The sequence below is a fragment of the Streptomyces sp. SUK 48 genome (assembly GCF_009650765.1).
GTDB lineage: Bacteria > Actinomycetota > Actinomycetes > Streptomycetales > Streptomycetaceae > Streptomyces.
Genome location: NZ_CP045740.1, coordinates 6211948 through 6238372 on the forward strand (window position 1 = coordinate 6211948; position 26425 = coordinate 6238372).

Annotated in this window: 21 protein-coding genes and 1 pseudogene; 6 read left to right on the forward strand and 16 right to left on the reverse strand. The window is 74.4% G+C overall.

Annotated elements, in window-relative coordinates:
- Positions 1 to 7 precede the first annotated feature (7 nt).
- The 3 genes from ectA to GHR20_RS27475 form a co-directional block, all read right to left on the reverse strand.
- A complete protein-coding gene (gene ectA, locus GHR20_RS27465) occupies positions 8 to 526 on the reverse strand; it encodes a diaminobutyrate acetyltransferase (protein WP_111586395.1) in 519 nt (172 codons plus the stop codon).
- Positions 527 to 781: 255 nt separating this feature from the next.
- On the reverse strand, positions 782 to 1342 hold the full coding sequence (locus tag GHR20_RS27470; protein ID WP_153814693.1) for a DinB family protein: 561 nt from the start codon (positions 1340 to 1342) through the stop codon (positions 782 to 784).
- 81 nt (positions 1343 to 1423) lie between these two features.
- Positions 1424 to 2524, reverse strand: a complete 1101-nt coding sequence (locus tag GHR20_RS27475) for an aminotransferase class V-fold PLP-dependent enzyme (protein ID WP_153814694.1) — start codon at positions 2522 to 2524, stop codon at positions 1424 to 1426.
- A gap of 158 nt (positions 2525 to 2682) precedes the next feature.
- On the opposite strand from GHR20_RS27475, the gene GHR20_RS27480 reads away from it, so the two are divergent.
- From GHR20_RS27480 to GHR20_RS27500, 5 genes are all read left to right on the forward strand, one after another.
- Positions 2683 to 3525, forward strand: coding sequence for a basic amino acid ABC transporter substrate-binding protein (locus GHR20_RS27480; protein ID WP_153814695.1), 843 nt, complete (start codon positions 2683 to 2685; stop codon positions 3523 to 3525).
- A 4-nt stretch (positions 3526 to 3529) separates the two neighbouring features.
- Positions 3530 to 4363: an amino acid ABC transporter permease gene (locus tag GHR20_RS27485; RefSeq protein ID WP_111586399.1), complete on the forward strand. Its 834-nt coding sequence runs from the start codon at positions 3530 to 3532 to the stop codon at positions 4361 to 4363.
- Complete coding sequence (locus tag GHR20_RS27490; RefSeq protein WP_111586400.1) at positions 4360 to 5154, forward strand: amino acid ABC transporter ATP-binding protein; 795 nt, start codon at positions 4360 to 4362, stop codon at positions 5152 to 5154. Before GHR20_RS27485 ends, GHR20_RS27490 begins: the two co-directional genes overlap by 4 nt.
- A 9-nt stretch (positions 5155 to 5163) precedes the next feature.
- The gene (locus GHR20_RS27495; protein WP_148027241.1) at positions 5164 to 6255 is read left to right on the forward strand and encodes an amidohydrolase family protein; all 1092 of its coding nucleotides are present in this window, start codon (positions 5164 to 5166) and stop codon (positions 6253 to 6255) included.
- Positions 6256 to 6414: 159 nt separating this feature from the next.
- Entirely contained in the window at positions 6415 to 7356 is a 942-nt protein-coding gene (locus GHR20_RS27500) for an SCO1860 family LAETG-anchored protein (RefSeq protein WP_153814696.1), read from the forward strand.
- Between the two features lie 931 nt (positions 7357 to 8287).
- On the opposite strand, the gene cobC is transcribed toward GHR20_RS27500, so the two are convergent.
- Genes cobC through cobM form a run of 6 tightly spaced genes read right to left on the reverse strand, consistent with a single transcriptional unit; the run spans position 8288 to position 14656 of the window.
- Positions 8288 to 9346: an Rv2231c family pyridoxal phosphate-dependent protein CobC gene (cobC, locus tag GHR20_RS27505; RefSeq protein ID WP_153814697.1), complete on the reverse strand. Its 1059-nt coding sequence runs from the start codon at positions 9344 to 9346 to the stop codon at positions 8288 to 8290.
- Positions 9336 to 10253 carry a sirohydrochlorin chelatase gene (locus tag GHR20_RS27510; RefSeq protein ID WP_153814698.1) on the reverse strand — a complete coding sequence of 306 codons (918 nt, stop codon included), beginning with the start codon at positions 10251 to 10253 and terminating at the stop codon, positions 9336 to 9338. The genes cobC and GHR20_RS27510 overlap by 11 nt, the downstream gene beginning before the upstream one ends.
- Positions 10250 to 10837 (reverse strand): precorrin-8X methylmutase, encoded by a 588-nt coding sequence (locus tag GHR20_RS27515; RefSeq protein WP_148027237.1) that lies wholly within the window; start codon positions 10835 to 10837, stop codon positions 10250 to 10252. The genes GHR20_RS27510 and GHR20_RS27515 overlap by 4 nt, the downstream gene beginning before the upstream one ends.
- Positions 10834 to 12537, reverse strand: coding sequence for a precorrin-3B C(17)-methyltransferase (gene cobJ, locus GHR20_RS27520; RefSeq protein ID WP_153814699.1), 1704 nt, complete (start codon positions 12535 to 12537; stop codon positions 10834 to 10836). The genes GHR20_RS27515 and cobJ overlap by 4 nt, the downstream gene beginning before the upstream one ends.
- Entirely contained in the window at positions 12534 to 13772 is a 1239-nt protein-coding gene (gene cbiE / locus GHR20_RS27525) for a precorrin-6y C5,15-methyltransferase (decarboxylating) subunit CbiE (RefSeq protein WP_153814700.1), read from the reverse strand. Before cbiE ends, cobJ begins: the two co-directional genes overlap by 4 nt.
- Complete coding sequence (cobM, locus tag GHR20_RS27530) at positions 13769 to 14656, reverse strand: precorrin-4 C(11)-methyltransferase (RefSeq protein ID WP_243878141.1); 888 nt, start codon at positions 14654 to 14656, stop codon at positions 13769 to 13771. Before cobM ends, cbiE begins: the two co-directional genes overlap by 4 nt.
- A gap of 119 nt (positions 14657 to 14775) precedes the next feature.
- Between cobM and GHR20_RS27535 the strand changes: the two genes are divergently transcribed.
- Positions 14776 to 15507, forward strand: a complete 732-nt coding sequence (locus tag GHR20_RS27535; RefSeq protein ID WP_111586407.1) for a ZIP family metal transporter — start codon at positions 14776 to 14778, stop codon at positions 15505 to 15507.
- 23 nt (positions 15508 to 15530) lie between these two features.
- Here GHR20_RS27535 and cobI read toward each other — a convergent pair.
- The 7 genes and pseudogenes from cobI to GHR20_RS27570 all read right to left on the reverse strand — a co-directional run bounded on the left by cobI (position 15531) and on the right by GHR20_RS27570 (position 26410).
- Positions 15531 to 16261: pseudogene (cobI, locus tag GHR20_RS27540) on the reverse strand (precorrin-2 C(20)-methyltransferase).
- Positions 16258 to 17709 (reverse strand): cobyrinate a,c-diamide synthase, encoded by a 1452-nt coding sequence (locus GHR20_RS27545; protein WP_194859004.1) that lies wholly within the window; start codon positions 17707 to 17709, stop codon positions 16258 to 16260. Before GHR20_RS27545 ends, cobI begins: the two are co-directional and overlap by 4 nt.
- Positions 17703 to 18302 carry a cob(I)yrinic acid a,c-diamide adenosyltransferase gene (gene cobO / locus GHR20_RS27550; RefSeq protein WP_111586408.1) on the reverse strand — a complete coding sequence of 200 codons (600 nt, stop codon included), beginning with the start codon at positions 18300 to 18302 and terminating at the stop codon, positions 17703 to 17705. Before cobO ends, GHR20_RS27545 begins: the two co-directional genes overlap by 7 nt.
- The gene (locus GHR20_RS27555) at positions 18302 to 20302 is read right to left on the reverse strand and encodes a putative cobaltochelatase (protein ID WP_153814702.1); all 2001 of its coding nucleotides are present in this window, start codon (positions 20300 to 20302) and stop codon (positions 18302 to 18304) included. The genes cobO and GHR20_RS27555 overlap by 1 nt, the downstream gene beginning before the upstream one ends.
- The gene (gene cobN / locus GHR20_RS27560; protein WP_153814703.1) at positions 20299 to 23955 is read right to left on the reverse strand and encodes a cobaltochelatase subunit CobN; all 3657 of its coding nucleotides are present in this window, start codon (positions 23953 to 23955) and stop codon (positions 20299 to 20301) included. The genes GHR20_RS27555 and cobN overlap by 4 nt, the downstream gene beginning before the upstream one ends.
- Positions 23952 to 25460, reverse strand: a complete 1509-nt coding sequence (locus GHR20_RS27565) for a cobyric acid synthase (protein ID WP_153814704.1) — start codon at positions 25458 to 25460, stop codon at positions 23952 to 23954. Before GHR20_RS27565 ends, cobN begins: the two co-directional genes overlap by 4 nt.
- A complete protein-coding gene (locus tag GHR20_RS27570) occupies positions 25457 to 26410 on the reverse strand; it encodes a cobalamin biosynthesis protein (RefSeq protein ID WP_153814705.1) in 954 nt (317 codons plus the stop codon). The genes GHR20_RS27565 and GHR20_RS27570 overlap by 4 nt, the downstream gene beginning before the upstream one ends.
- Between the last annotated feature and the right edge of the window lie 15 nt (positions 26411 to 26425).

Genomic DNA, 26425 nt, shown 5'->3' on the forward strand with positions numbered 1-26425 from the left:
TCGCTCCTCAGTGGGCGTGGGAATCGGTCAACGGGCCGATGCGGTAGAGGACTTCGGAGTCGTGCGGGCCGTCCGGGAACAGCTCGGCGGGGAACAGCACCTCGCGGGAGAGGTGCGCGCCGTGCCGCTCGGCGAACGAGGTGAACAGCCGCTCGGAGGCGGTGTTGCCGGGCGTGATGGTGGTCTCGATGCCGGTGACCCCGCGCTCGGCGGCGAGGCGCGCGGTCAGTCCGTCCAGCAGGGCGGCGGCGATGCCGCGGCCGCGGTGGGCGCCGTCCACGGCGACCTGCCAGACGAGCAGGGTGTCCGGGCGGTCGGGCCGCACGTACCCGGTGATGAATCCGACGGGGGTGCCGTCCGCATCACGCGCCACCGCCGAGGTGCCGGCGAAGTCCCGGCACCACAGCAGATAGCTGTAGGACGAGTTGAGATCGAGCGTTTTCGAGTCCTTGGCGAGGCGCCAGAGCGCGGCGCCGTCGGCCGTTTCCGGTCGGTCTATGAGCAGGTCTGCGGATGCGGCGGTCATGCGGCACGAATTTAGCGAGGCAAATTAAAAAATGCACGACCGTGGATGCGGCGTCGCTCGGGATGATGCGTGAAATGCCGGTTTTGCCCTATGGCAAACCCGGACAAAACCCTGGGATTGTGGGGTCTGTCACACCCCTGAAACCGTCGGAAATCTCCCGGAAAACTGGCCCGTTTAGTCGTGCAAAAAGCGGGCAGAAGACTATGGGAAGCTACCGTCCGGGAAATTGGCGGGAATTGTGAATCCAAATTGAATTCAAGCCCCGGTGGTTCCGTCTATTCGTTCACGGAGAATGTCCGCGTGTCCGTTGTGACGGGCGTACTCCTCGATGAGATGGATCAGCACCCACCGCACACTGACCTCCGTCCCGGCCATCGGACCGTCCGCGATCCTGCCGGTGGCCTCCAGCGGCCGCCCGGCGCACAGCTCACGGCCGCGCGCGATCTCCCGGTGCCAGACGGTCAGCGCCTCGTCCAGCCCGCGCGCCGGATCGAGGCCGTACCCGGACTCCTCCTCGAACAGCGGCGGCAGGTCGAGGCCGCCCAGCACCCGCTGGAACCAGGTCCGCTCGACCTCCGCGAGATGCTGCACCAGACCCAGCGGGGTCAGCGCCGACGGCTCGGCCGAGGCGGTCCTCGCCTGCGCGTCGGACAGGCCGCGGCACTTCAGCTCCAGGGTGGCCCGGTGGAAGTCGAGCCAGCTCTCCAGCATGGGGCGCTCGGGGCCGGTCGGCAGGGGGACCGGACGGCCGTCGGGAAGGGTCGGGCGCGCGGGGGTGTGTTCCGGCCGCGAGGTGTGATCACTGGCACTGGTCATGGGCGCAGCATGGCAGCCGGGTATGACAACGGCCCGCGCCACCGGGCGCGGGCCGTCGTCGTGCCCGGGGATGCGCGGCGGCTACCGCCAGGCCCGCTCCACGGCCTGCCGGGCGGCCGCCGGGTCCACCGTCGCGCCCCGCGCGGCGAGGGCCGCGCCCAGGGCGGCCAGCGAGGCGTGGACGGCGGACTCGGTGGCGTCGGGGCCGTAGTGGTTGACCCGGATCATCTCCTTGGCCAGGGCGCCGCCGCCCGCGGCCAGCGGCAGGGCGGGGTCGTCGGCCAGCGCGGCGGCGACCAGGCCGGAGGCCGTGAGCGAGGAGGGGACACGCAGGGTCGTGGCGACCGGGGCGGCGTCCGCGGCGTCGTGGACGTACGGCTCCAGGCCGCCGCCGAGGGCCAGCGCACCCGCGCGGGTGGCCTCGGCCGCCCGGCGGTGGCGGGCCATCACCGCGTCCGGGCCGTCCGTCTCGATCCGCTCCAGGCAGGCGTCCAGCGCCAGCATCTCCAGCTGGGCCGGGGCGTGCGGCAGGGCCGTGCGGCCGGCGTCCAGCCAGCGCTCCTTCCAGTCCAGCAGGGAGAGGTAGGAGCGGCGCGGCGCGTCCGGGTTCGCCGCCATCCGGGCCCAGGCGCGCTCGCTCACCGAGATCGCCGAGACGCCCGCCGGACCGCCCATCGCCTTCTGCGCGCCGATCACGCACAGGTCCACGCCCCACGCGTCCGGCAGCACCGGCTCGGCGCCCACCGAGGCGACCGCGTCCAGGTAGAACAGGGCGCCCTGCTCCCGTACCGCCGCGCCGATCTCCGCGACCGGGTTGGTGTTGCCGGTCGCCGCCTCCGCGTGCACCAGCGAGACGAAGTCGATCTCCGGGTGCTCGGCGAACGCGGCACGGATCTGCTCCGCCCGCACCGCCGTGTGGAAGGGGACCGAGAGGTCGTACACGGTCGCGCCGGTGTCCCGCAGCCAGTCGCCGAAGGTCTGCCCGTAGGGGCCTGTGATCACGTTCAGCGCCACCGTGCCCGGACCGGCGGCGGCGCGGATCGCGCCCTCCAGCGGCAGCAGCGCCTCGCCCTGGGTGATCAGTACGTCCTGCCGGGTGTCCAGCAGCCGGGCCACCCGGTCCTCGATGGCGGCGAAGCGCCGCGCGGTCAGCGGGGGCAGGTCGAGGAGGGGGTGCGTCACGGCGGTGCTCTCTCTTCGTCGGGCGGTTCGCAGGGGTCACAGCGGCCTGCTCCCCCCGATCTTAGGTCCAGGCCCCCAGGGCCATGGGTTTGGTTTGAGATACCCAAACATTTCCTTATAATCGGAACCTATTGTTCCCCCCTCAGGAGACTTCCGCCATGAAAACGCCCCTCGGACGCCGGACCCGCCTGCTGGCCGCCACCACCGCGACCGCGGGCCTCGTGCTCGTCGTGGCGGGCTGTTCCTCCGGCGGCTCGGGAAGCGGCCAGACCGTGGCGGGCGGTGTCCACCTCGCCAGGGCCGGGCAGCTCACCACCTGCACCCACCTGCCCTACCCACCGTTCCAGTCCGTGGTCCACGGCAAGGTGCAGGGCTTCGACGTCTCCCTGATCGACCTGGTCGCCAAGGACCTCGGCGTCAAGCAGCAGATCGTGGACACGCCGTTCGAGAACTTCAAGACCGGCGCCTTCCTGAACTCCGGCCAGTGCGACCTGGCCGCCGCCGGTATGACGATCACCCCCGAGCGCGCGAAGAACGTGGACTTCTCCGACCCGTACTTCGAGGCCACCCAGGCCGTGCTGGTCGCCAGGAACAGCGGGATCACCTCGCTCGACGGCGCCAAGGGCAAGAAGCTCGGCGCCCAGGCGCAGACCACCGGTGAGGACTTCGCCAAGAAGAAGGGCCTCGACCCGGTCTCCTTCGCCTCCTCCGACGCCGTCCTCAACGGCCTGCGCACCGGCCAGGTCCAGGCCGTCATCATCGACTACCCGGTGGTCCAGGGCTGGCTGAAGGACAAGGCCACCGCGGACAAGTTCAAGGTGGTCGGCAACCTGAAGACCGGCGAGCAGTACGGCTTCACGGTCAAGAAGGGCAACAAGCCCCTGCTGAACGCCATCAACAAGGCGCTCAAGGACGCCAAGGCCGACGGCACCTACAAGAAGATCTACGAGAAGTGGATCGGCCCGTACGACTCCTCCGTCGCCTCCCCGGCCGGTTCCTGACCCCATGGCGGACACGGACACCGGCATCCAGCCGAAGCGCACGGGGCTGACGCGCACGCAGAAGCGCAGGCTCTCGCGCGGCGCCCAGTACACCGTCCTCGCCGCCGCGGTGATCGCCTTCGCGCTCACCGCGGACTGGGGGCGGCTCCAGAACCAGTTCGCGCAGCCCGCCATCGCCAAGCAGCTGTTCCCCGACCTGATCACGGTCGCCCTGAAGAACACCGTGCTGTACACGCTGTCCGGGTTCGTCGTCGGCCTGGCCCTCGGCATGGTCATCGCCCTGATGCGGCTGTCCTCCGTGGGCCCCTACCGCTGGCTCGCCGGCATCTACATCGAGATCTTCCGCGGCCTGCCCGCGCTGCTGATCTTCATCTTCGTCGGCGTCGGGGTGCCGCTGGCCTTCCCGGCCGTCCAGTACCCCGGCGGCACCTACGGCAAGGTCGCCGTCGCGCTCGGCCTGGTCTCCGCCGCCTATATGGCCGAGACCATCCGGGCCGGCATCCAGGCGGTGCCCAAGGGGCAGATGGAGGCGGCCCGGTCGCTCGGGTTCTCGCCCGCGCGGGCCATGGTCTCGATCATCCTGCCGCAGGCGTTCCGCATCATCCTGCCGCCGCTGACCAACGAACTCGTCCTGCTCTTCAAGGACTCCTCGCTGGTGCTGTTCCTCGGGGTCACCCTGGAACAGCGCGAACTGTCCAAGTTCGGCAACGACCTGGCCAGCCAGACCGCCAACTCCACGCCGATCCTGGTCGCGGGCCTGTGCTATCTGCTGATCACGATCCCGCTCAGCCTCGTCGTACGCCGTATGGAAACCAAGGCCCTCAGGGAGATCAGGTGAGCACCCCCGAGATCCGCGTCCAGGGTCTGCACAAGTCCTTCGGCGACAACCACGTGCTGCGCGGCATCGACCTGGAGATCGCCCAGGGCGAGGTCGTCTGCGTCATCGGCCCGTCCGGCTCCGGCAAGTCCACGCTGCTGCGCTGTGTGAACCTGCTGGAGGAGCCCACCGAGGGGCGGGTCTTCGTCGGCGGCACCGAGGTCACCGACCCGGATGTCGACATCGACGCCGTCCGCCGCCGGATCGGCATGGTCTTCCAGCAGTTCAACCTCTTCCCGCACCTCAGCGTCACCGAGAACCTCACGCTGCCGCAGCGCCGGGTGCTCAAGCGGGACAAGGGGGACGCCGAGCGCGTCGCCGCCGAGAACCTGGCCCGGGTGGGCCTCGCGGAGAAGGCGGCCGCCTACCCCTCCGCCCTCTCCGGCGGCCAGCAGCAGCGGGTGGCCATCGCCCGCGCGCTCGCCATGGGCCCCGAGGTGATGCTCTTCGACGAGCCGACCTCGGCGCTCGATCCCGAGCTGGTCGGCGACGTCCTCGCGGTGATGCGGGGCCTCGCGCGGGAGGGCATGACGATGATGGTCGTCACCCACGAGATGAGCTTCGCGCGCGAGGTCGCCGACCGGGTCGTCTTCATGGACGGCGGCGTGATCGTGGAGGAGGGCCGCCCCGAGCAGGTCATCGGCGCCCCCCGGCACGAACGCACCCGCCACTTCCTCTCCCGCCTGCTCGACCCGGCGATGGCCGAGGTGGAGGAGGGGGTCGCGGACCAGGGGGGAACCGGCCCGGCCTAGGGTGCCGGTATGAGCGATCAGCCGGTGCTGCATGTCAAGGGCAGGGTCCTCGTCGGACCGCGGGACGAACGCGACGAACTGTGGGTGGTCGGCGGCCGGGTGTCGTACGACCGCCCCGCCGGGGCCCGGGACGTCCGGACCGTGACGGGCTGGGCGCTGCCCGGCCTGGTCGACGCCCACTGCCATGTGGGCCTCGACGCGCACGGCCCGGTCGACGCGGAGACCGCCGAGAAGCAGGCGCTCACCGACCGGGAGGCGGGCACCCTGCTGATGCGGGACGCGGGCTCGCCCTCCGACACCCGCTGGATCGACGACCGCGCCGATCTGCCGAAGATCATCCGGGCCGGGCGGCACATCGCGCGCACCCGCCGCTACATCCGCAACTACGCCTGGGAGATCGAGCCGGACGACCTCGTCGCCTACGTCGCCCAGGAGGCCCGGCGCGGTGACGGCTGGGTCAAGCTGGTCGGCGACTGGATCGACCGCGAGGCCGGCGATCTCTCCCCCTGCTGGCCCCGGGAGGCGGTCGAGGCCGCGATCGCCGAGGCCCACCGGCTGGGCGCCCGGGTCACCGCGCACTGCTTCGCCGAGAACTCCCTGCGCGATCTGGTCGAGTCGGGCATCGACTGCATCGAGCACGCCACCGGTCTCACCGAGGACCTGATCCCGCTGTTCGCCGAGCGGGGCGTCGCCATCGTCCCCACCCTCGTCAACATCGCCACCTTCCCGCGGCTCGCGGACGGCGGCGAGAGCAAGTTCCCGAACTGGTCGGCCCATATGCGCCGGCTGCACGAGCGCCGCTACGACACCGTGCGCTCCGCGTACGACGCCGGCATCCCGGTGTTCGTCGGCACCGACGCCGGCGGCTCGCTGCCGCACGGCCTGGTCGCGGCGGAGGTCGCCGAGCTGGTCACCGCGGGCATCCCGCCGGTCGAGGCGCTCGGGGCGACCACCTGGGCCGCGCGCGCGTGGCTCGGGCGGCCCGGCCTGGAGGAGGGCGCCCCGGCGGACCTCGTGGTGTACGACGAGGACCCCCGGGCCGAGGTGGGGGTGCTGGCGGCACCGCGCCGGGTGGTGCTGAACGGAGCGGTGGTGGAGTAGGGCGGCGCGCGCATGAGGGAACGCGTGTGCAAGATGATTCGAAGAGGCGTGCGGAATTTCCACGTTTGAGTGAAGTGACCCAGGTTTGCTGACCGTTCACCCACACTGACGACAAGGTTGACGGGTCCCAAGCAGTTTCAAGTGGGGGGTCCCACCGCCTTGAACAGCACCAACTTCCTGTTGCCCGTGCGCCGTCTGGCCGCCGCGGCGACCGTCACCGCGCTGGCCGCCGCGCCCGCCGTCCTCGGCGCGGGCGCGGCGCACGCGTCCGGGAATCCCGGCCGCGCCACCGCCTCCGTCCTGCACACCGGGCTCGACGTGTCCCTGCTCGACAAGTCCGTCGACGTCCCGCTCGCCGTCTCCCTCAACGAGGTCACGGCACCGCGGAGCGCCGACCGCACCGCCCTGTCCACCCGCCTCGACGGGGTGTCCGGCGGCCACCCGTTCACCGTCCTCAGCGCGGACGTGGCCCAGTCCCGGGCCACCGTCACCGACCGGCGCGCCGAGGGCTCCGTCCGCCTCGTGCACGCCAGGCTGCACGTCCCCGGCCTGCCGTTGCTGTCCCTGATCGAGGTCGACACCGTCACCGCGCGGGCCACCTGCGACGCCGGCAAGGCACCGAGCGCCGACGCGAAGATCGTCGGCACGGTCACCGTCCTCGGCCGCAAGGTCTCGGTCACCGCCGGGGGGCCGGTCGAGGTCACGGTGCCCGGCGTCGGCGAGGTCCGCCTCGACCTGGCGCGGCACGGCACCACGTCCCGCACGGCCGCCGCGACCGCGCTCCAGCTCAAGGTCTCCGTCAACCCGCTGAAGCTGAACGTGGCGGACGTCGAGGGCACGGTCACGCTGGCCAAGGCGACCTGCCGGTCTCCGATGGCGCCGCCCTCGAAGCCCCCGACGCAGAGCCACGACCCGGGCTCCGGCACCAAGCCCGGCTCGGCCGCCCCGGTCTCCGACGTGAAACCGCAGGGCGGCGCCTCGGACACGAACCTCGCGGAGACGGGAGGCGACCCGGCGACGCCGTACATCGCGGGCGGCGCGGTGGCGCTGCTGGCGGCGGGCGGCGGCGCGGTGCTGGTGGCGCGCCGGCGCAGGAGCTGACGGCAGGAGGAGGAACGGGGGCGGGACCGGAGGGGCCAGGGGAGCCTCACCGGTCCTGCCTCGCGCCGGGGCTCTGCGCGGACCGGGGGCCGTCAGTCCGGGGCGGCTGTCAATGCGGTGCGGTCAGGAAGGTGTCCGTCGTGGGGTGTTCGCCCTTGGGGCGGGCGCCGGCGCGGAGGTCCCTCGGCCGGACCGGTCCCGCTCTGCGCCGGGGCCTGTGCGGGCCGGGGGGCGATGCACGGAGGTCCCTCGGCCGGTAGCGCCCCGCGCCCGGGCCTGTGCGGGTCGGGGTGTGGCCTCCCTCAAATCCCGGGCGCGCGTCGGCGCGGTCCGGGAGGCGGTGGTCGGTCGTGGGCGGTGGAGGCGTCCGTCGGTCGAGGGCGGTGGCCAGCGCGGTCAGGAGGGCGTTGGTCGTGGGGTGCTCGCCCCCGGGACGCGCCCCAGCGCGGAGGTCCCTCGGCCGGACCGGTCCCGCTCTGCGCCGGGGCCTGTGCGGGTCGGGGTGTGGCCTCCGCCAGATCCCGGGCGGGCGCGGTCCGTTAGGCGTTCGTCGTGGGGTGCTCGCCCTTGGGGCGGGCGCCAGCGCGGAGGTCCCTCGGCCGGACCGGTTCCGCCCTGCGCCGGGGCCTGTGCGGGCCGGGGGTCGCTTCGGGGGCGGCGATGCACGAAGGTCCCTCGGCCGGTAGCGCCCCGCGCCCGGACCGAGGCGCGGCCTCCGCCACATCTCGGGCGGGCGCGGGCGTGGTCCGGGAGGCGTCCGTCGAGGGGGGGCTCGCCTCCGGGACGGGCGCCGGCGCGGAGGTCCCTCGGCCGGACCGGTTCCGCCCTGCGCCGGGGCCTGTGCGAGCCGGGGCGCGGCCCCGTCAAATGCCGGGCGGCCGTCGGCGCGGTCCGGGAGGCGGTGGTCGGTCGTGGGCGGTGGAGGCGTCCGTCAGTCGAGGGCGGTGGCCAGCGCGGTCAGGAAGGCGTTGGTCGTGGGCCGGTCGCGGACGGCGAGGCGTATCCAGTCGGCGCCGAGCCCGGGGAAGGTGTCCCCGCGGCGCACGGCGTAGCCGAGCTCGCGCAGCCGCTGTCGTACACCGGCCGCTCCCGGCACGCCCACCAGCACGAAGGACCCCTCGGCGGGCCCCGCGACCCGCACCCCGCGAAGGGCGAGCGCGGACAGGCCCGCGACCAGGTGCGCCCGGTCGCTCGCCAGGCGATGGGCCGCGTAGCCCGCCTCCGCCAGGGCACGGGCGGACACGCACGCCTCGGCGGCGGCCAGCGCCGGTGTGGACACCGGCCACAGCGGCTGGGCCCGCTCCAGCTCGGCGATGATCTCGGGCTCGGCCAGCGCGTAGCCGATGCGCAGACCCGCGAGCCCCCAGGTCTTGGTGAGGCTGCGCAGCACCACGAGACCGGGCACGTCCGTCCGCCCGGCCAGCGCCTCCCGCTCGCCCGGCACCGCGTCCATGAACGCCTCGTCGACCACCAGCACCCGCCCGGGCCGGGCGAGCGAGGCGATCACCGGGGCGGGATGCAGGACCGACGTCGGGTTCGTCGGGTTGCCGATCACCACCAGATCGGCCCGCTCCGGTACCAGCGCGGCATCCAGCCGGAAGCCGTCCTCGGCCCGCAGCAGCACCCGCTCCACCGTGTGCCCGGCGTCCCGCAGCGCCGCCTCCGGCTCGGTGAACTGCGGGTGCACCACGACCGGTTGGCGGACCTTCAGCGCCCGCGCGAGCAGCACGAACGCCTCCGCCGCGCCCGCCGTCAGCAGCACCCGCGACACCGGCAGCCCGTGCCGCGCCGCCACCGCCGCCCGCGCGGCCCGCCCGTCCGGGTAGGCCGCGAGGGAGGTCAGCGAGGCGGCGATCCGCTCCCGCAGCCACGGCGGGGGCGTGTCCGACCGTACGTTGACGGCGAGGTCGACCAGCGCCGCGCCGTCGTCCCGTACCTCGGCGTCCCCGTGGTGGCGCAGATCGGGCCCGGGGGAGTCCTCAGTGGGCATGGCTGTGCGTGTGCCCGCCGTGGTGGTGATGGCCGTGCCCGTGGTCGTGGCCGTCGTCGTCCGGGTGGAAGTGCGGCTGCTGCGGCAGGCCCACCTTGTCCTCGAAGCCCGGCAGCGCGATCCGGTACACGCACGAGTCGCAGTTCATGCGCAGATCGCCCTGGACGGCCTCCTCGTACCGTTCGAGCACCAGGTCGAGCAACTCCGGCTCGGGGCCGATGACATCGGCCGAGGACACGGGGGTCTCCGGGTGCGCGGCGGCCCACTCCTCGGTCTGCCGCCGCACCCGGTCCGGGAGGATGCCGGTGAACAGGAAGTAGGGGAGCACGACGATCTTCCGCGCCCCCAGCGCCACACAGCGGTCCAGGCCGCTCGGCACGTCCGGCGCCGCGAGGGACACGAACGCCGTCTCCACGCCGGCGTACCCCCGGCCCTCCCAGAGCAGCCGGGCCGCCTTGAACACCTCCGCGTTGGCGTCCGGGTCGGTGGAGCCGCGACCGACCAGCAGCACGGTCACCTCCGCCCGGTCCTGGTCGCCGATCACGTCGTCCAGGCGCCGCTCCAGCACGTTCAGCAGCGCCGGGTGCGGGCCCAGCGGGCGGCCGTAGGTGTACGAGATGCCCGGGTGCCGTTCCTTCTCACGGGCCAGCGCGGCCGGGATGTCGCCCTTGGCGTGCCCGGCGGACACCAGCATCAGCGGCACCGCCGCGAACCGGCGTACGCCCCGCTCCACCAGCTCGGCCACCGCGTCGCCGAGCGGCGGCGGGGACAGTTCGATGAAGCCGCCCGCGACGGGCAGGTCGGGACGGCGCAGGCCCAGCTCCCGGACGAAGGCACGGAACGCCTCGGCTCCGGCGTCGTCACGGGTGCCATGGCCGGCGATGAGCAGGGCGGGCGGGGTGGTCACAGGGTCTCCTCGGGGGAAATCGGTTGGTACAGCAGGGCGTTGAGGGCGGCGGCCGCGACCGCCGAGCCGCCCTTCTCGGACACGTTGCTCACGGCGGGCAGCCCGCTCTCGCGCAGCGCGGCCTTGGACTCGGCCGCGCCGACGAAGCCGACGGGCAGGCCGATGACGAGCGCCGGGTCGGCGTCCAGGGTCAGCAGCTCCTCCAGGGCGGTCGGCGCGCAGCCGATCACCCACAGGGCGCCGGGCCCGACCTCCTCGTAGGCGAGCCGGATCGCGTGCGCCGAACGGGTGAGCCCCGGGCCCGACCTGGCGTCCTTGAGCCGGCACACGGTCGCGCGCCGGGTGATGCCGGCCGCGACCATCTCCACGTCCACCACGACCGGCGCCCCGGCGTGCAGCGCGGCGTGCGCCGGCACCAGGTCCGCCTCCGCGAGGACGAGGTCGCTCGCGTACTCCAGGTCGGCGGCGGAGTGGATGACCCGCTCCACCACCGCCCGGGTCAGCGGCGGGAAGTGCGAGGTGTCCAGGCGGGCGCGCAGCCGCCGGAAGGACTCCTGCTCGATGGGGTGCACGATCCGGCTCACCGGGTCTCCTCCGTCTCCTGCGGCCGCCCGCTCTGCCAGCGGTAGCCGCGCGGGGTCACCATGCGCCCGGCGACGGTACGGGTCGCGGTGTTCCCCACGGTGACGACCGTCATCATGTCGACGCTCGCCGGATCGAGCCCGGCGAGCGTGGTGACCCGGCTCGACCCGTCCGGCCGGGAGGCGTTGCGTACGACACCCACGGGCGTCGTCGGCGCGCGGTGCTCGGCGAGGATGCCGAGCGCCTTGGGCAGCTGCCAGTCCCGGCCCCGGGAACGGGGGTTGTAGAAGGTGACCACGAGGTCCGCCTCGGCCGCCGCCCGCACCCGCCGCTCGATGACCTCCCACGGCGTGTGCAGGTCGGAGAGGCTGATGGACACGTGGTCGTGGCCCAGCGGCGCGCCCAGGATCGCGGCGGCGGCCAGCGCGGCCGTCACCCCGGGCACCCCGATCACGTCGATGTCGTCGGACGCCTCGGCGAGCGCGGGCGAGGCCATGGCGTACACGCCCGCGTCCCCGCTGCCGATCAGTGCCACCGCGTGCCCGCGCCGGGCCTCCGCCACGGCGGTGCGGGCCCGCTCCTCCTCGGCGCCGAGCCCGGACTCCAGCACCCGGGTGCCGGGCCGCAGCAGATCGCGGATCTGGTCCACGTACTGGTCGAGCCCGACCAGCACCGAGGCGCGGCGCAGCTCGGCCGTCGCGCGCGGGGTGAGCAGATCCCGGGCACCGGGCCCGAGCCCGACCACCGCGAGCCGCCCGCGCCCGGCCCTGCGCACCACGGCGCAGGTCGCCATCGCCGGGACGGCGTCCGACTTCCGCTTGGGGACGAGGAGTTCACCGCCGCCGAGCAGCGCGGCCGCCTCGGCGACCGACGGGGTGCCGACGGCCGCGAGCGGGGCGGCGGAGGGGTTGGGCACCTCCACGGCGGCCAGCTCCTCGGCGGAGTACGTCACCACGGGCACGCCCAGCCGCTCGGCGGCGCCCAGGATGCCCGGCTCCTCCGACTTGGCGTCCACCGTGGCGAGTTCGGCCACGGACCGCGGGGACAGCCCCGCCTCCCGCAGCGTGCTCTCGATCAGGGCGAGCACCTCGTCCACCGGGGCGCCCCTGGACGCGCCGACCCCGACGACGAGGGACGGCGGCCGCAACAGCACTTCCCGGGGGCCGGGTTCGACGTCCCGGTCGGTGAGCCGGATCGTGTACTCCCCCCGCGGCGACACCGGCAGCGGCGGCAGCGGCCACGCCGATTCGGCGTCGAGCGCGACCGGCTCGCCGTCCAGCAGGGCCCGGGACACGGCGGCGACCGCGCCCTCGCAGGGCAGCCCGAGCGTGTCGAGACCGGCCAGTCCCACGGCGTCCGTGGCGGTCGTCACCACCGGCTCGGCGCCGAGCAAGCCGCCCACTTCCCGGGCGAGTTCGTTGGCGCCGCCGCCATGGCCGCCGAGCAGCGACACCGCGAACCGGCCGCCCTCGTCCACACAGACCACGCCGGGGTCGGCCGCCTTGCCGGCGAGCAGCGGCGCGAGCAGCCGTACCGTCGCGCCCGTCGCCAGGAAGCACACCAGCTGCTCGCACTCGGCGAACGCGGACCGTACCGCCTGCCCGGCCGGACCCTCGTACACCCGGGTGCGGTACGGCCAGGCCGCGGCCAGCCGGTCCCGTGCCGCCGCCCCCGCCGCGGTGGCGGAAATCAGGCCGATCACTGGTCAACTCCTTCGATGGGAACGGGGGTTCTGACGCCCCAGAGCAGAAACACCGGGTTGGTGGCCGCGAGCCGGGTGACCTCACCCGGCAGCGGGGCGAGCCGCGAGGACTGGAGCAGCACGCCCTCGCAGCCGAACCCGGCGCCGGTCAGCGCCTCGCGGGCCGCGGGCACCCGGTCCAGGGCGGCCATGGCCACCACCACGGACCGGCGCGCGCGCAGCGCGCACGCCCGGATGACGGCGGGCAGCTCGCGCCCCCCGCCGCCGATGAACACGGCGTCCGGGTCGTCGGCCAGCGTGGCCAGCGCGTCGGGCGCGGTGCCGTGCACGACGTCCACCTCGACGCCGTGGGCACGGGCGTTCTCCCGGATCCGGTCCACCCCGTCCGCGGCCTTCTCGACCGCGACGACGGCCGCGCCGAGCCGCGCGCACTCCACCGCGACCGACCCGGACCCGGCACCGACGTCCCAGACCAGATCACCGAGCCGCGGCCCGAGCCGGGCCAGCGCGAGCGCGCGCACCTCGAACTTGGTGATCATGGAATCGCGGTGGGCGAACGCGGCTTCCTCCAGGGCCCAGCGGGCGGGACCCGCCGGCACCCCCGCGACGGTGCGCGGCGGGCCCGGCGCCGAGGGCTCCGCCAGACACAGCACCACGCTCACCGCCGTACCCCAGTCCCGTGCCGCCGCCTCGGCGGGCGTCACCCGCTCCACCCGCTCCCGCTCCGGATCGCCCAGCGCGGTGGCCACCACGAGGGTCCGGTCGCGGCCGGCGAGCGCGGCGCCCAGCTCGGCCGGACCCGCGCCCGGGCCGGTGAGGACGGCGACCTTCGGATGCGCGCGGCAGACGTTCGCGGCGGTGCGCGGGTCCCTGCCGTGCGCGCTGACCACCAGCGCGTCGTCCCAGGGCAGCCCGAGCCGCGCGAACGCGGTGGCCACCGAGGAGACCCCGGGGCGCACCGCCAGCGGCTCGGGGCCGAAGCGCTCGGCGAGCGCCCGCACGATCCCGAAGAAGCCGGGGTCCCCGGAGGCCAGCACAAGCACCGGCAGCCCCTTGCCGACGTATTCGGCGACGGCCTCCAGCGCGGGCGCCAGCGGGCCGAGCACGATCCGCTCGGCCCCGGCGGGCAGCCGTACCGACTCCAGGTGCCGCCGCCCGCCGACGACGAGCGCGGCGCCCGCCGCGACGTCCTCCGGAAGCGGTGCCCCCGTCCCCGTACCGACGACCGTGATCACCTGCCCGCCCCGCGCTCGCGCAGCGCACGCCGGGCCCCCGGGTCGGCCTTGCGGAAGCCGTGGAAGTGCCCGGGGTGGTACAGGTGCGAGCGGGTGCCCCGCGCCGCCAGCGCGGGGCCGACCAGGAACAGCGTGTGCTTCCAGAGCTTGTGCTCCTTGACCGTCTCCTCCAGGGTGTCGATCGTGCACCGCACGATCAGCTCCTCCGGCCAGGTCGCCTGGTAGGCGACGATCACCGGCGTGGACGTCGGATAGCCGCCCTCCAGCAGCTCCCGCACCAGCTGACCGCTGCGCGCCGCCGACAGGAAGAGCGCCATCGTGGTGCCGTGCCGGGCGAACTCGCGCACCTCCTCGCCGGGCGGCATCGGCGTCTTGCCGCCGCCGAGCCGGGTGAGCACGACGGACTGCGCGACCTCGGGGATCGTCAGCTCGCGCTGCGCGAGGGCGGCCACCGCGGAGAACGACGACACCCCGGGCACCACCTCGGTGGCGATGCCGAGCTCCGCGCACCGGTCCAGCTGCTCCTGGGTGCCGCCCCACAGCGCCGGATCGCCGGAGTGGATCCGCGCCACCCGCAGGCCCTCGGCGCGCGCCCGCGCGTAGACCGCGACGACCTGCTCCAGGGACATCGCCGCCGAGTCCAGCACCTCCGCGTCCGCGCGCGCGTGCTCCAGCACCTCCGCCTGGACCAGGCTCGCCGCCCAGATCACCACGTCCGCCTCGGCGATCGCCCGCGCGGCCCGGAAGGTCAGCAGATCGGCGGCGCCGGGACCCGCCCCGACGAACGTCACTTTTCCGCCACCGTCGCCCTGGGGGGTGGCGGCGGCCTCGGCAGTGGTCTCGGTGGGGGCGCCGGCAGCGGCGTCGGGGACGGCGTCGGCCATCGGGAAAGTCCTCTCGTACGGAAAGCACACGGCAGTAGCGGGGTGAAATGTCAGGATGCGAGGCGATATGTGAGGTGCCCGATGTGCGCGAAGGCGCCTTCATCGGATAGCAAGTGCCTATGGCGGTCTTCGTCGCGCTCGGCGCGTTCCTGATGACGCTGGCCGGCGGCTGGACGGCTCAGCGGGTTACCGACCGTCGGCATCTCGTCCTGGGACTCGCCGGCGGCCTGATGCTGGGCGTGGTCGGCCTCGACCTGCTGCCGGAGGCGCTGCGCGCCGCCGACCGCGAGATCTTCGGCGTCCCCGCGGCCCTGCTGCTGTTCGTGGCCGGTTTTCTCCTCGCCCATCTCGTGGAACGCACCCTCGCCGCGCGCCAGGCCGCCCACGGCGGGGCCGAGCACGACCACCACCGGGCGCCCGAGGTGGGCCTCACCGCGGCCGGCGCCATGGTGGGCCACAGCGCCATGGACGGCGTCGCCATCGGCGCCGCCTTCCAGGTCGGCAGCGGCATGGGCACGGCCGTCGCGCTCGCCGTGATCGCCCACGACTTCGCCGACGGCTTCAACACCTTCACCATCACCAGCCTGTACGGCAACGCCCGCCGGCGCGCCATCGGCATGCTGGTCGCGGACGCCTGCGCACCCCTGGTGGGCGCGCTGTCGACCGTCTTCTTCCACATCCCCGAACCGGTGCTCGGCGGCTATCTCGGCCTCTTCGGCGGCGTCCTGCTCTACCTCGCCGCCGCCGAGATCCTGCCCGAGGCCCATCACGAGCACCCCGCCCGCTCCACCCTGCTGTGCACGGTGGCCGGGGCCGCGTTCATCTGGCTGGTGGTCGGCATCTCCGGCTGACCACGCCGGGCGCCGGACACCGTTCACAGCTTCCCGCCCCGCCCGCCGTCCCGCCGCGGCGGCGCGATCAGCGTCGACAGATACGGCAGCGGCGAACCGTCCAGCTCCGCCGCCCGCCGCACCGACTCCTCCGGCAGCCCCAGCGCCGAACCCCACACCGCGTCCTCCAGCCGCCCGGCCCGCGCCAGCGCCCCGGCGACCTCCGCGGCCTGCCGCCCGAACTTGTACGCCACCACCGTCCCCGGACCGGCCAGCGCCTCCTCCAGCACCGCCGCGCCCGCCGTCACCGGCACCAGCGTCAGCGGCTCGGTGCCCTCGGTCAGCACCGCACCGGAGCGCGCCGCGAGATCCTGCATGGCGGTGATCCCCGGCACGGTCTCCACGACGACCCCGGGCACCAGCCCGGCGATGGTCTGCGCGAGATACGTGAACGTCGAGTACACGTTCGGGTCCCCGATGGTGGCGAACGCGACCGAGCCGTGCCGCCCCAGCAGCTCCGCGACCCGCGCGCCCGCCGCGTCCCAGGCGGCCTCCCGGCGCGCCCGGTCGGACCGCTCGTTCAGCGCGAACACCACGCGGACGATCTTCTCCCCGGACACGTAGTGCGCCACGGTCGCCTCGGCCCGCCCGCGCTCACCGCTGTCCATCACGGGTACGACGACCACCTCGGCCGCCCGCAGCGCGTTGACCCCCTTCACGGTCACCAGCTCCGGGTCCCCGGGCCTACCCCGACACCGATCAGCCTGCTGCTCATGACGTCCGGCACCTCTCCACGAACCGACGGGCCACACCGGGCTCGGACGCCCAGTGCGTGTGCAGATAACTCGCGTGCACGCCCCGCTGTACAAAACCCTCGACCCGCCGCTCCCGGCCCCGGATGCCCCAGGCGGGCGCGGCACCGGCGGCCGGCTCGACCACGGTGCGGTGGAACTCGTGCCCCCGCATCCGCGTCCCGGCGGCGGCCAGCACACTGTCCCCGACGGCCACGGCGTCCCGGTACCCGAGCGTGAGCCGCTCCGCCATCCGCGCGGTGGCGTCCAGCACGCCGCACATGGGACTGCCGTCCAGCTCCCGGCACAGGTAGAGCAGTCCGGCGCATTCGGCGGCGACCGGCGCGCCACGCCCCGCGAGTGCGGAGACGGCCGCCCGCAGCGGCTCGTTGGCGGACAGCTCGGCCGCGTACACCTCGGGGAACCCGCCGCCGACGACCAAACCGGCGGTGCCGTCGGGCAGTTCCTCGTCGTGGAGCGGATCGAAGGTGACGACCTCGGCGCCGGCGGCGGCGAGCAGTTCGGTGTGCTCGGCGTAGGAGAAGGTGAAGGCGGGGCCACCGGCGACGGCGATACGGGGCTCCGGCCCTCCGGCGGACGGCGTTGGGCGGTCAGCCGCACTCCCGGCCGACCGAGCCAACCCTTGGTCCAGCCTTCCAGCCGACCGAGCCGGCTGGTCGTGGGTGGGCGAGAAGCCGGGGGTCCAGGGAGCGGCGCCCCCGGGGACGGCACCCGCGGAACGCGCCAGCTTCTCCAGCGCGGACAGATCACACCCCCGGGACACCAGCGCCGCCATCTCCGCGACCGCGTCCACCGCGAGCGCCCGCCGCTCGGCGACCGGCACCAGCCCCAGGTGCCGGGACGGCGTCTCCACCGGCCGCGCCCGCCGCAGCGCGCCCAGCACCGGCACCCCGACGGAGTCCAGCGCGTCCCGCAACAGCTCCTCGTGCCGCGCCGACCCCACCTTGTTCAGGATCACGCCCCCGACCCGCACCTGCGGATCCCACGACACGAACCCGTGCACCAGCGCCGCCACCGACCGCGACTGCGCGGACGCGTCCACCACCAGCACCACCGGCGCCCCCAGCAGCTTCGCCACCTGCGCCGTGGACGCCAGCTCACCCTCCCCGGCCGCACCGTCGTACAGCCCCATCACGCCCTCGACCACGGCGATGTCGCACCCCCGCGCCCCGTGCAGGAACAGCGGAGCGACCAGCTCGGGGCCGCACAGGTACGCGTCCAGGTTCCGCCCCGTCCGCCCGGTCGCGAGCGCGTGGTACCCGGGGTCGATGTAGTCCGGCCCGACCTTGTGCGGGGACACGGCGAGCCCCCGCGCGGCGAACGCGGCCATCAGCCCCGTGGCCACGGTGGTCTTGCCGCTGCCCGAGGAGGGCGCGGCGACGACCAGCCGTGGCGTCGACGGTGTCACCACTCGATGCCCTTCTGGCCCTTCTGCCCCACGTCCATGGGGTGCTTGACCTTGGACATGTCGGTCACGAGATCCGCGAAGTCCACCAGCGGGGCCGGCGCGTTCCGCCCGGTGATCACCACATGCTGGGTACCGGGACGGCCCCGCAGGACCTCCACGACCTCCTCGGTGTCCACCCACCCCCAGTGCATCGGGTACGCGAACTCGTCGAGGACGTAGAACCGGTACGTCTCGGCCGCCAGGTCCCGCTTGACCTGCTCCCAGCCCTCCCGCGCCTTCTCCTCGTTGTCCATCTGCGCGTCCCGCTGCACCCAGGACCAGCCCTCGCCCATCTTGTGCCAGTCGACGCGCCCGCCCTCGCCGGAGGCGCCGAGCACACGCAGCGCGTTCTCCTCGCCGACCTTCCACTTCGCCGACTTGACGAACTGGAACACCCCGATGGGCCACCCCTGGTTCCAGGCCCGCAGCGCGAGCCCGAACGCGGCGGTGGACTTCCCCTTGCCGACGCCCGTGTGCACCACGACCAGCGGCCGGTTGCGGCGCTGACGGGTCGTCAGCCCGTCGTCCGGTACGACACTCGGCTGTCCCTGCGGCATTACGCGGCCCTCCTCGTCGTCCCCTGCACATCCCGCACCAGACCGGCGATGGAGTCCGCCCGCAGCTCGTCCAACGTGACCGCCGTACCCGCGAGTTCACCCGCGAGCTGCCCGGCGAGCCCGAGCCGCACCGGCCCCGACTCGCAGTCCACGACCACCGAGGCGACCTGCTCGGCCGCGAACAGCCGCGCCGCCCGCCCCGCGAGCGCGACCGGCTCGGGACCGCCGGTCGCCCGGCCGTCCGTGACGACGACCAGCAGCGCCCGCCGCGCCGGGTCCCGCAGCCGCTCCACCCGCAGCACCTCGTGCGCCTTGAGCAGCCCGGCCGCGAGCGGCGTACGGCCGCCCGTCGGCAGCGACTCCAGCCGTACGGCCGCCGCGTCCACCGAGGACGTCGGCGGCAGCGCCACGTCCGCGCCGGAACCCCGGAAGGTCACCAGGCCCACCTTGTCCCGCCGCTGATAGGCGTCGAGCAGCAGCGACAGCACGGCACCCTTCACCGCGCCCATCCGCTGCCGGGCCGCCATCGACCCCGAGGCGTCCACGGCGAACAGCACGAGATTGCCCTCGCGGCCCTCCCGGCCGGCCTGCCGCAGATCGTCCCGGCGGATCACCAGCCCGGGTCCGGACCGGCCGCGCGCCCGCTGGTGCGGCGCCGCCGCCCGCACGGTCGCCGACAGATGCAGCTTGGTCAGGGCGCCCCGCGGCCGCAGCGCCCCCGTGGTCCGCCCGTGCTCGGTCCGCGCCCGCGAACGCCGCCCGGCGGCACCCTCGCCGATCCCGGGCACGCTGAGCACCTTCGTCCGGAACGGCTCGGCCGCCCGCGCCGGGGCCTGCTCGCCCGCACCGGCGCCGGCGGGCTGCGGTTCCCCGCCCTCACCGGCCTCGGGCCGCGCGGCGGTGTCCCCGCCGCCCTCGGGACCGGACTCGGGCGCCGGCCGCCCGCCGCCACCGGGACCGTCGGGGTCGTCGTCGCCGTCCCCGTCCTGGCCGGCGGACTGCTCCAGCGTCTCGTCCAGCTTGTCCTCGTCCAGGCCCGGCGCGTCGAAGGGGTTGCGGCGCCTGCGGTGCGGCAGCGCGAGCAGCGCCGCCTGCCGTACGTCCTCCGCGAGTACGTCCGTCCGCCCGGCCCACGCGGCCAGCGCGGTCGCCGTGCGCGCCATCACGATGTCGGCGCGCATGCCGTCCACCTCGAAGGCCGCGCAGGTCGCCGCGATCTGCCGCAGCGCCGCGTCACCCAGGCGCACCTGGGGCAGCAACTGCCGTGCCGCGACGATCCGTTGCCGTACGGCGGCCTCCTCGCCGGCCCAGCGCGCGGCGAAGGCGGCGGGGTCGTCGTCGTACGCGAGGCGCCGTCGTACGACCTCCACCCGCTGGTCCGGCTCCCGCGAGGCGGCGACCTCGACGGTGAGTCCGAACCGGTCGAGCAGCTGCGGCCGCAGCTCGCCCTCCTCCGGGTTCATGGTCCCGACGAGCAGGAACTTCGAGGCGTGCCGCACGGAGACGCCCTCGCGCTCCACGTAGGAGGCGCCCATCGCCGCCGCGTCCAGCAGCAGATCGACCAGGTGGTCGTGGAGCAGGTTGACCTCGTCCACGTACAGGATGCCGCGGTGCGCGTCGGCCAGCAGGCCCGGCTCGAACGCCTTCACGCCCTCCGCGAGCGCCCGCTCGATGTCCAGCGCGCCGACCAGCCGGTCCTCCGAGGCGCCGACGGGCAACTCGACCATCCGCGCGGCCCGTTCACCGCCGGGACCCGTCTCGTGCGGCCCGTCCGGGCACCCCGGGTCCGGCGCCGCGGGGTCGCAGGAGAACCGGCACCCGGGCACCACGGCCACCTCGGGCAGCAGCGCCGACAGGGCCCGCACGGCGGTGCTCTTCGCGGTGCCCTTCTCGCCGCGCACCAGCACGCCGCCGACCGCCGGGGACACGGCGTTCAGCAGCAGCGCGAGCCGCAGATCGTCCTGGCCGACCACGGCCGTGAAAGGAAAGGGGGTGGTCACTGGTCGTCGCCCTCCAAGTCGCCCTCAAGCTCCAGATAGGTGGCGCGCAGCCGCTCCAGCGTCTCCGCGTCCGGCTCGGCCCACAGGCCCCGGTCCGCCGCCTCCAGCAGCCGCTCCGTGACGCCGCGCAGCGCCCACGGGTTGGACTTCTTCATGAAGTCCCGGTTCTCCGGGTCGAAGACGTACTCGGCCGACAGCTTCTCGTACATCCAGTCGTCGACCACGCCCGCCGTGGCGTCGTACCCGAACAGGTAGTCCACGGTCGCCGCCATCTCGAAGGCGCCCTTGTACCCGTGCCGGCGCATCGCCGCCATCCAGCGCGGGTTGACCACCCGCGCCCGGAACACCCGGTGCGTCTCCTCGCCCAGCGTGCGGGTCCTCACCTGGTCCGGCACCGCCGAATCACCCACGTACGCCTCGGGGTTGGCCCCCGTCAGATGGCGCACCATGGCCACCATGCCGCCGTGGTACTGGAAGTAGTCGTCGGCGTCGACCAGGTCGTGCTCGCGGGTGTCGACGTTCTTCGCCGCCACCGCGATCCGCCGGAACGCCGTCTCCATGTCCCCGCGCGCCGCCCGCCCGTCCAGGCCCCTGCCGTACGCGTAGCCGCCCCACACCGCGTACACCTCGGCGAGGTCCGCGTCGGAGCGCCAGTTGCGGGCGTCGATCAGCGGCAGCAGCCCCGCGCCGTACGCACCCGGCTTGGAGCCGAAGACACGGGCCGTGGCGCGGCGCCGGTCGCCGTGCTCGGCGGTGTCCTCCTCCACGTGCGCCCGCACATAGTTGGACTCGGCCGGCTCCGCCAGCGCGGCCACCGCGCGCACCGCGTCGTCGATCAGCCCGACCACGTGCGGGAACGCGTCCCGGAAGAAGCCGGAGATGCGGACCGTGACATCGATGCGCGGGCGCCCCAGCTCGGCCAGGGGGATCACCTCGAAGCCGGTCACCCGGCGCGAGGCGTCGTCCCACACCGGGCGGCAGCCCAGCAGCGCCAGGATCTCGGCGATGTCGTCGCCCTGGGTGCGCATCGCGGAGGTGCCCCAGACCGTCAGGCCGACGGACTTCGGGTACGCGCCGGTGTCGGCCAGGTACCGCTGCACCAGCGAGTCCGCGAGCGACTGCCCGACCTCCCAGCTCAGCCGGGACGGGATGGCCTTGGGGTCGACGGAGTAGAAGTTGCGGCCGGTCGGCAGGACGTTCACCAGGCCGCGGGTCGGCGAGCCCGAGGGCCCCGCCGGGACGTAACCGCCGTCCAGCGCCCGCAGGATGTGCCCGATCTCGTCCGTGGTGCGCGCGAGCCGCGGTACGACCTCGTCGCAGGCGAACTCCGACACCGCGACGGCGTCCGGGAGTTCGGTGCCGCCGAGCGCCTCGCGCACGACCTCCGGTACGGCCTCGCGGGTCCAGTCCCGCGCCTCCAGGCCCTCCGCGATCCGCCGGCACAGCTGCTCCAGCAGATCGATCGCGTCGGCGGCCGTCCGCGCCGGACCGTCCACCAGGTCCGTCAGCTCCACGGGCACCTTCACGGGCGTGCCCGGCTCGGCCAGCAGCTCCTTCTCCACCAGCCCGAAGTGCTCGGCGAGGGCGGCCCGCAGGCCCGGCAGCGCGTTCGCCTGCCCGCCCCAGACCTGGGAGGCGCGCAGCACGGCGAGGACCAGGTTGACGCGGGGCTCGCCGACCGGGCCGCCGCCCAGGATGTGCAGGCCGTCGCGGATCTGCACGTCCTTGATCTCGCACAGATAGCCGTCGATGTGCATCACGAACTCGTCGAACGCCGCGTCGTCCGGCTGCTCGTCGACATGCAGGTCGTGGTGGAGCTCGGCGGCCTTGACCAGGGTCCAGATCTGGGCGCGGACGGCCGGCGCCTTCGTCGGGTCGAGGTCGGAGACGAGCGCGTACTCGTCCAGCAGCTGTTCCAGCTTGGCGAGGTCGCCGTAGGTGTCGGCGCGGGCCATCGGCGGCACCAGGTGGTCCACGACCGTGGCGTGCCCGCGCCGCTTGGCCTGGGTGCCCTCGCCGGGGTCGTTGACGATGAACGGGTAGATCAGCGGGAGTTCGCCGAGCACCGCGTCCGGGGCGCAGCCGCGCGAGAGGCCGAGGCCCTTGCCCGGCAGCCACTCCATGGTGCCGTGCTTGCCCATGTGCACGATCGCGTCCGCGCCGAAGCTCTGGTCGAGCCAGCGGTAGGCCGCCAGGTAGTGGTGGGAGGGCGGCATGTCGGGGTCGTGGTAGATCGCGATCGGGTTCTCGCCGAAGCCGCGCGGCGGCTGGATCATCACGACGACGTTGCCGAACTGGAGGGAGGCGAGCACGATGTCGTCGCCGTCCACGTAGAGGTTGCCCGGCGGCTCGCCCCACGCCTCGGTCATCGCCTCGCGCAGCTCCGGGTCCAGCGTCGCGAACCACGCCCGGTAGTCGGCCAGCGGCACCCGCGCGGGCGCGGCGGCCAGCTGCTCCTCGGTCAGCCACTCCACGTCGTGGCCGCCGGCCTCGATCAGCCGGTGGATCAGCTCGTCGCCCTCGCAGGGATATGCGGTGAGCGCGTACCCGGCGTCCCGCAGCGCGTCCAGCACCCGGACCGCGGAGGCGGGGGTGTCCAGGCCGACCGCGTTGCCGACCCGGGAGTGCTTGGTCGGGTAGGCGGTGAAGACCAGCGCGACGCGTTTCTCGGCGTTCGGCTTGTACCCGAGCCGGGCGTGCCGCACCGCGATCCCGGCCACCCGGGCGGCCCGCTCGGGGTCGGCGACGTACACCGGGACCTCGTCGGGGCCCTGCTCCTTGAAGGAGAACGGCACGGTGATCAGCCGGCCGTCGAACTCGGGGATGGCGACCTGCATCGCCGCGTCCATGGGGGAGAGGGCGGCGTCCGACTCGTCCCAGGCGGTGTGCGAGGAGGTGAGGCAGAGCCCTTGCAGCACCGGGATGTCCAGGTCGGCCAGCGCGCCGATGTCCCAGGCTTCCTCGTCGCCGCCCGCCGACGCCTCGGAGGCGTGCGTGCCGCCGGCCGCGAGCACGGTGGCCACCAGCGCGTCGGCCCGGCCCAGCAGCTCGTACAGCCCGGCGTCCGCGCCGCGCAGCGAACCGCAGTACACCGGGAGGGCGTTGGCGCCCTGCGCCTCGACCGCCGCGCACAGGGTGTCCACGAAGGCGGTGTTGCCGCTGAGTTCATGGGCCCGGTAGAAGAGCACGCCCACGGTCGGGCGGCCGTCCTGGATCTCGTAGCCGCCGTGCACGCCGAACTCCGGCATCCGGCGCGGCTCCTCGAAGCCCTCGCCGGTCAGCAGCACGGTGTCGGACAGGAAGCGGGCCAGCTCGCGCAGGTTGTCCCCGCCGCCCTCGACCAGGTAGCGCAGCGCCTCGGCGACCACTCCGGCGGGCACGGTCGAGTCGGCCATCAGCTCCGCGTCCGGCACCGTCTCGCCGCCCAGCAGCACCGCCGGGACGCCGGACGCCTTCAGCGCGGCCAGCCCGTCCTCCCAGGCGCGTTTGCCGCCGAGGAGGCGTACGACGGCGAGGTCCGCGCCCGCCAGCAGCCGCGGCAGCTCCTCGGCGACGTCGACCCGGGTGGGGTTGCCGATCAGATAGCCGGCCCCACTGGCCCGGGCCGCCAGCAGATCCGTGTCGGCGGTGGACAACAACAACACTGTGCTCATGCGGGCGCTCCCGGTGGGATGAAGGGCAGTCCTTGCGGCGCGCCGGACTCGATGAGCCGCCACAGCGCGTCCGTGTCCGCGTGCTGTTCGATCAGGTCGCCGAGCCGGTCGAGCTGCTCCTCGCGCAGCGCGGCGAAGGAGGTGTCCGGCGCGGGCACGAAGCGGCGGCCCGCGGCGGCGGCCACCTCGCGCAGAAAGGCCCGGCGGAAGCCGTCCGACTCCAGGGAGCCGTGCCAGTGGGTGCCCCAGGTGGCGCCCACCCGGCAGCCGTCCAGGAAGGGTTCGCCGCCGCCGACCCGGGCGACGCCGTGATGGATCTCGTACCCCTCGACCGGTTCGCCGAGGGCCCGGCCGGTGGGGCGGGTGAGGGTCTTCTCGCGGGCGAACCGCACTCGCACGGGCAGCAGCCCGAGGCCGGGGACGGCGCCGGCCCGCGACTCCACGTCGTCCTCGATGTGCTCGCCGAGGATCTGGAAGCCGCCGCAGACGCCGAGCACGGGCCGGTGTTCGGCGGCCCTGCGGGCGAGCGCGTCGGCGAGGCCGCGCTCGCGCAGCCACCGGAGCGCCCGGACGGTGCCCCGGGTGCCGGGGACGACGACCAGGTCGGCGTCGGCCAGCTCCTCCGGGCGGTCCACGAACCGCACCACGACGCCGGGTTCGGCGGCCAGCGCGTCCACGTCGGTGAAGTTGGACATCAGCGGGATCGCGCACACGGCGACGCGCAGCACGTCCGCGCCGAGCGGGGGAGCGACGGCCGACTCCCGCACCGCGCCCCGCAGGGAGACGCGGAGGCCGTCCTCCTCGTCGATGCCGAGCCCGTGCCGGAACGGCAGCACGCCGTACGCCGGCCGCCCGGTGAGGCCCTTGAGCATGTCCAGCCCCGGCTCCAGCAGCGAGACATCGCCGCGGAACTTGTTCACCAGGAACCCGGCGACCAGCTCCTGGTCCTCGGGCGAGAGCAGTGCGAGGGTGCCGAAGAAGGAGGCGAAGACGCCGCCGCGGTCGATGTCGCCGACGACGAGCACGGGCAGCCGGGCGCCGCGCGCGATCCCCATGTTGACGATGTCGGTGCGGCGCAGATTGATCTCGGCCGGGCTGCCCGCGCCCTCGCAGATCACCGCGTCGTACTGTCCGCGCAGCTCGGCCAGACAGTCGAGGACCGTGCCCAGCAGCCGCTGCTGGCGTCCGCCGTGGTAGCCGCGCGCGCTCATCTCGCCCACCGGCTTGCCCAGCAGCACCACCTGGCTGCTCTGTTCGCCGCCCGGCTTGAGCAGCACGGGGTTCATCAGCGCGGTCGGCTCGATCCGGCACGCCTGGGCCTGCATGGCCTGGGCCCGCCCGATCTCGGCGCCCTCGCGGGTGACGAAGGAGTTGAGGGACATGTTCTGCGCCTTGAACGGCGCGACTTTCACGCCCTGGCGCACCAGCCAGCGGCAGATCCCGGCCGTCACGACGCTCTTGCCGGCGTCGGAGGTGGTGCCGGCGACGAGGAGCCCACCGTTCACTTCCCGCGTCCCTTCCGTGCGTTGACGAGGAGGCGCGCGGCGACCGTGGTGCCGAGCGCGAGCAGGCCGACGCGCCGGGAGAGCCGTACGGCCCGCCCGATGTCGGCGACCTGTACGGCCCGTCCGGTGGCGCCGCCCAGCACGGGACGGTGCTCGACGCGGCCGCCGTAGGAGAGGGTGCCGCCCAGGCGTACGCCGAGGGCGCCCGCGAAGGATGCCTCCACGGGACCGGCGTTGGGGCTCGGATGGCGGCGGGCGTCGGCGCGCCAGGCCCGCAGGGCGCGGCGCGGATCGGGTCCGGCCGCGGCGGCGAGGACGGCGGTCAGCCGGGCTCCCGGCCAGCCGGCCACGTCGTCCAGGCGCGCGGACGCCCAGCCGAAGCGGCGGTACCGGGCGGACTTGTGACCCACCATCGCGTCCAGGGTGTTGACGGCCCGGAAGCCGAGCAGCCCCGGCACGCCGGCGGCGGCGCCCCACACCAGGGCGCCCACGACCGCGTCGGAGGTGTTCTCGGCGACCGACTCGACCACGGCCCGCGCGATCCCGTCGGCGTCCAGCGCCTGCGGGTCCCGGCCGCACAGATGCGGCAGCCGGGCGCGGGCTCCCTCGATGTCCCCGGCGGTCAGGGCGGCCCCGATGGCCTCGGCCTCGCGGGCGAGGGAGGTGCCGCCGACGACGGCCCAGGCGGCCGCGGCGGTCAGGGCGGCGGAGGCGGCGGGGGAGGGGCGTACGACGCGTGCGGCCAGCGCTCCGAGCGCGACGGCGCCACCGGCGCACACGGTGGTGTGCAGGGTGCCCCAGCCGCGGTGGTCGTGCCACAACGCGCCCTCGACGGCGGCGGCCGCACGCCCGAACGCGGCGACCGGGTGCCCGCGGCGGGGATCGCCGAGGAGGAGGTCGCCGAGGAGTCCGGCGGCGGCGCCGTACGCGTAACTGCGATCGGCGGCCATCGGCTCAGCCGGCCG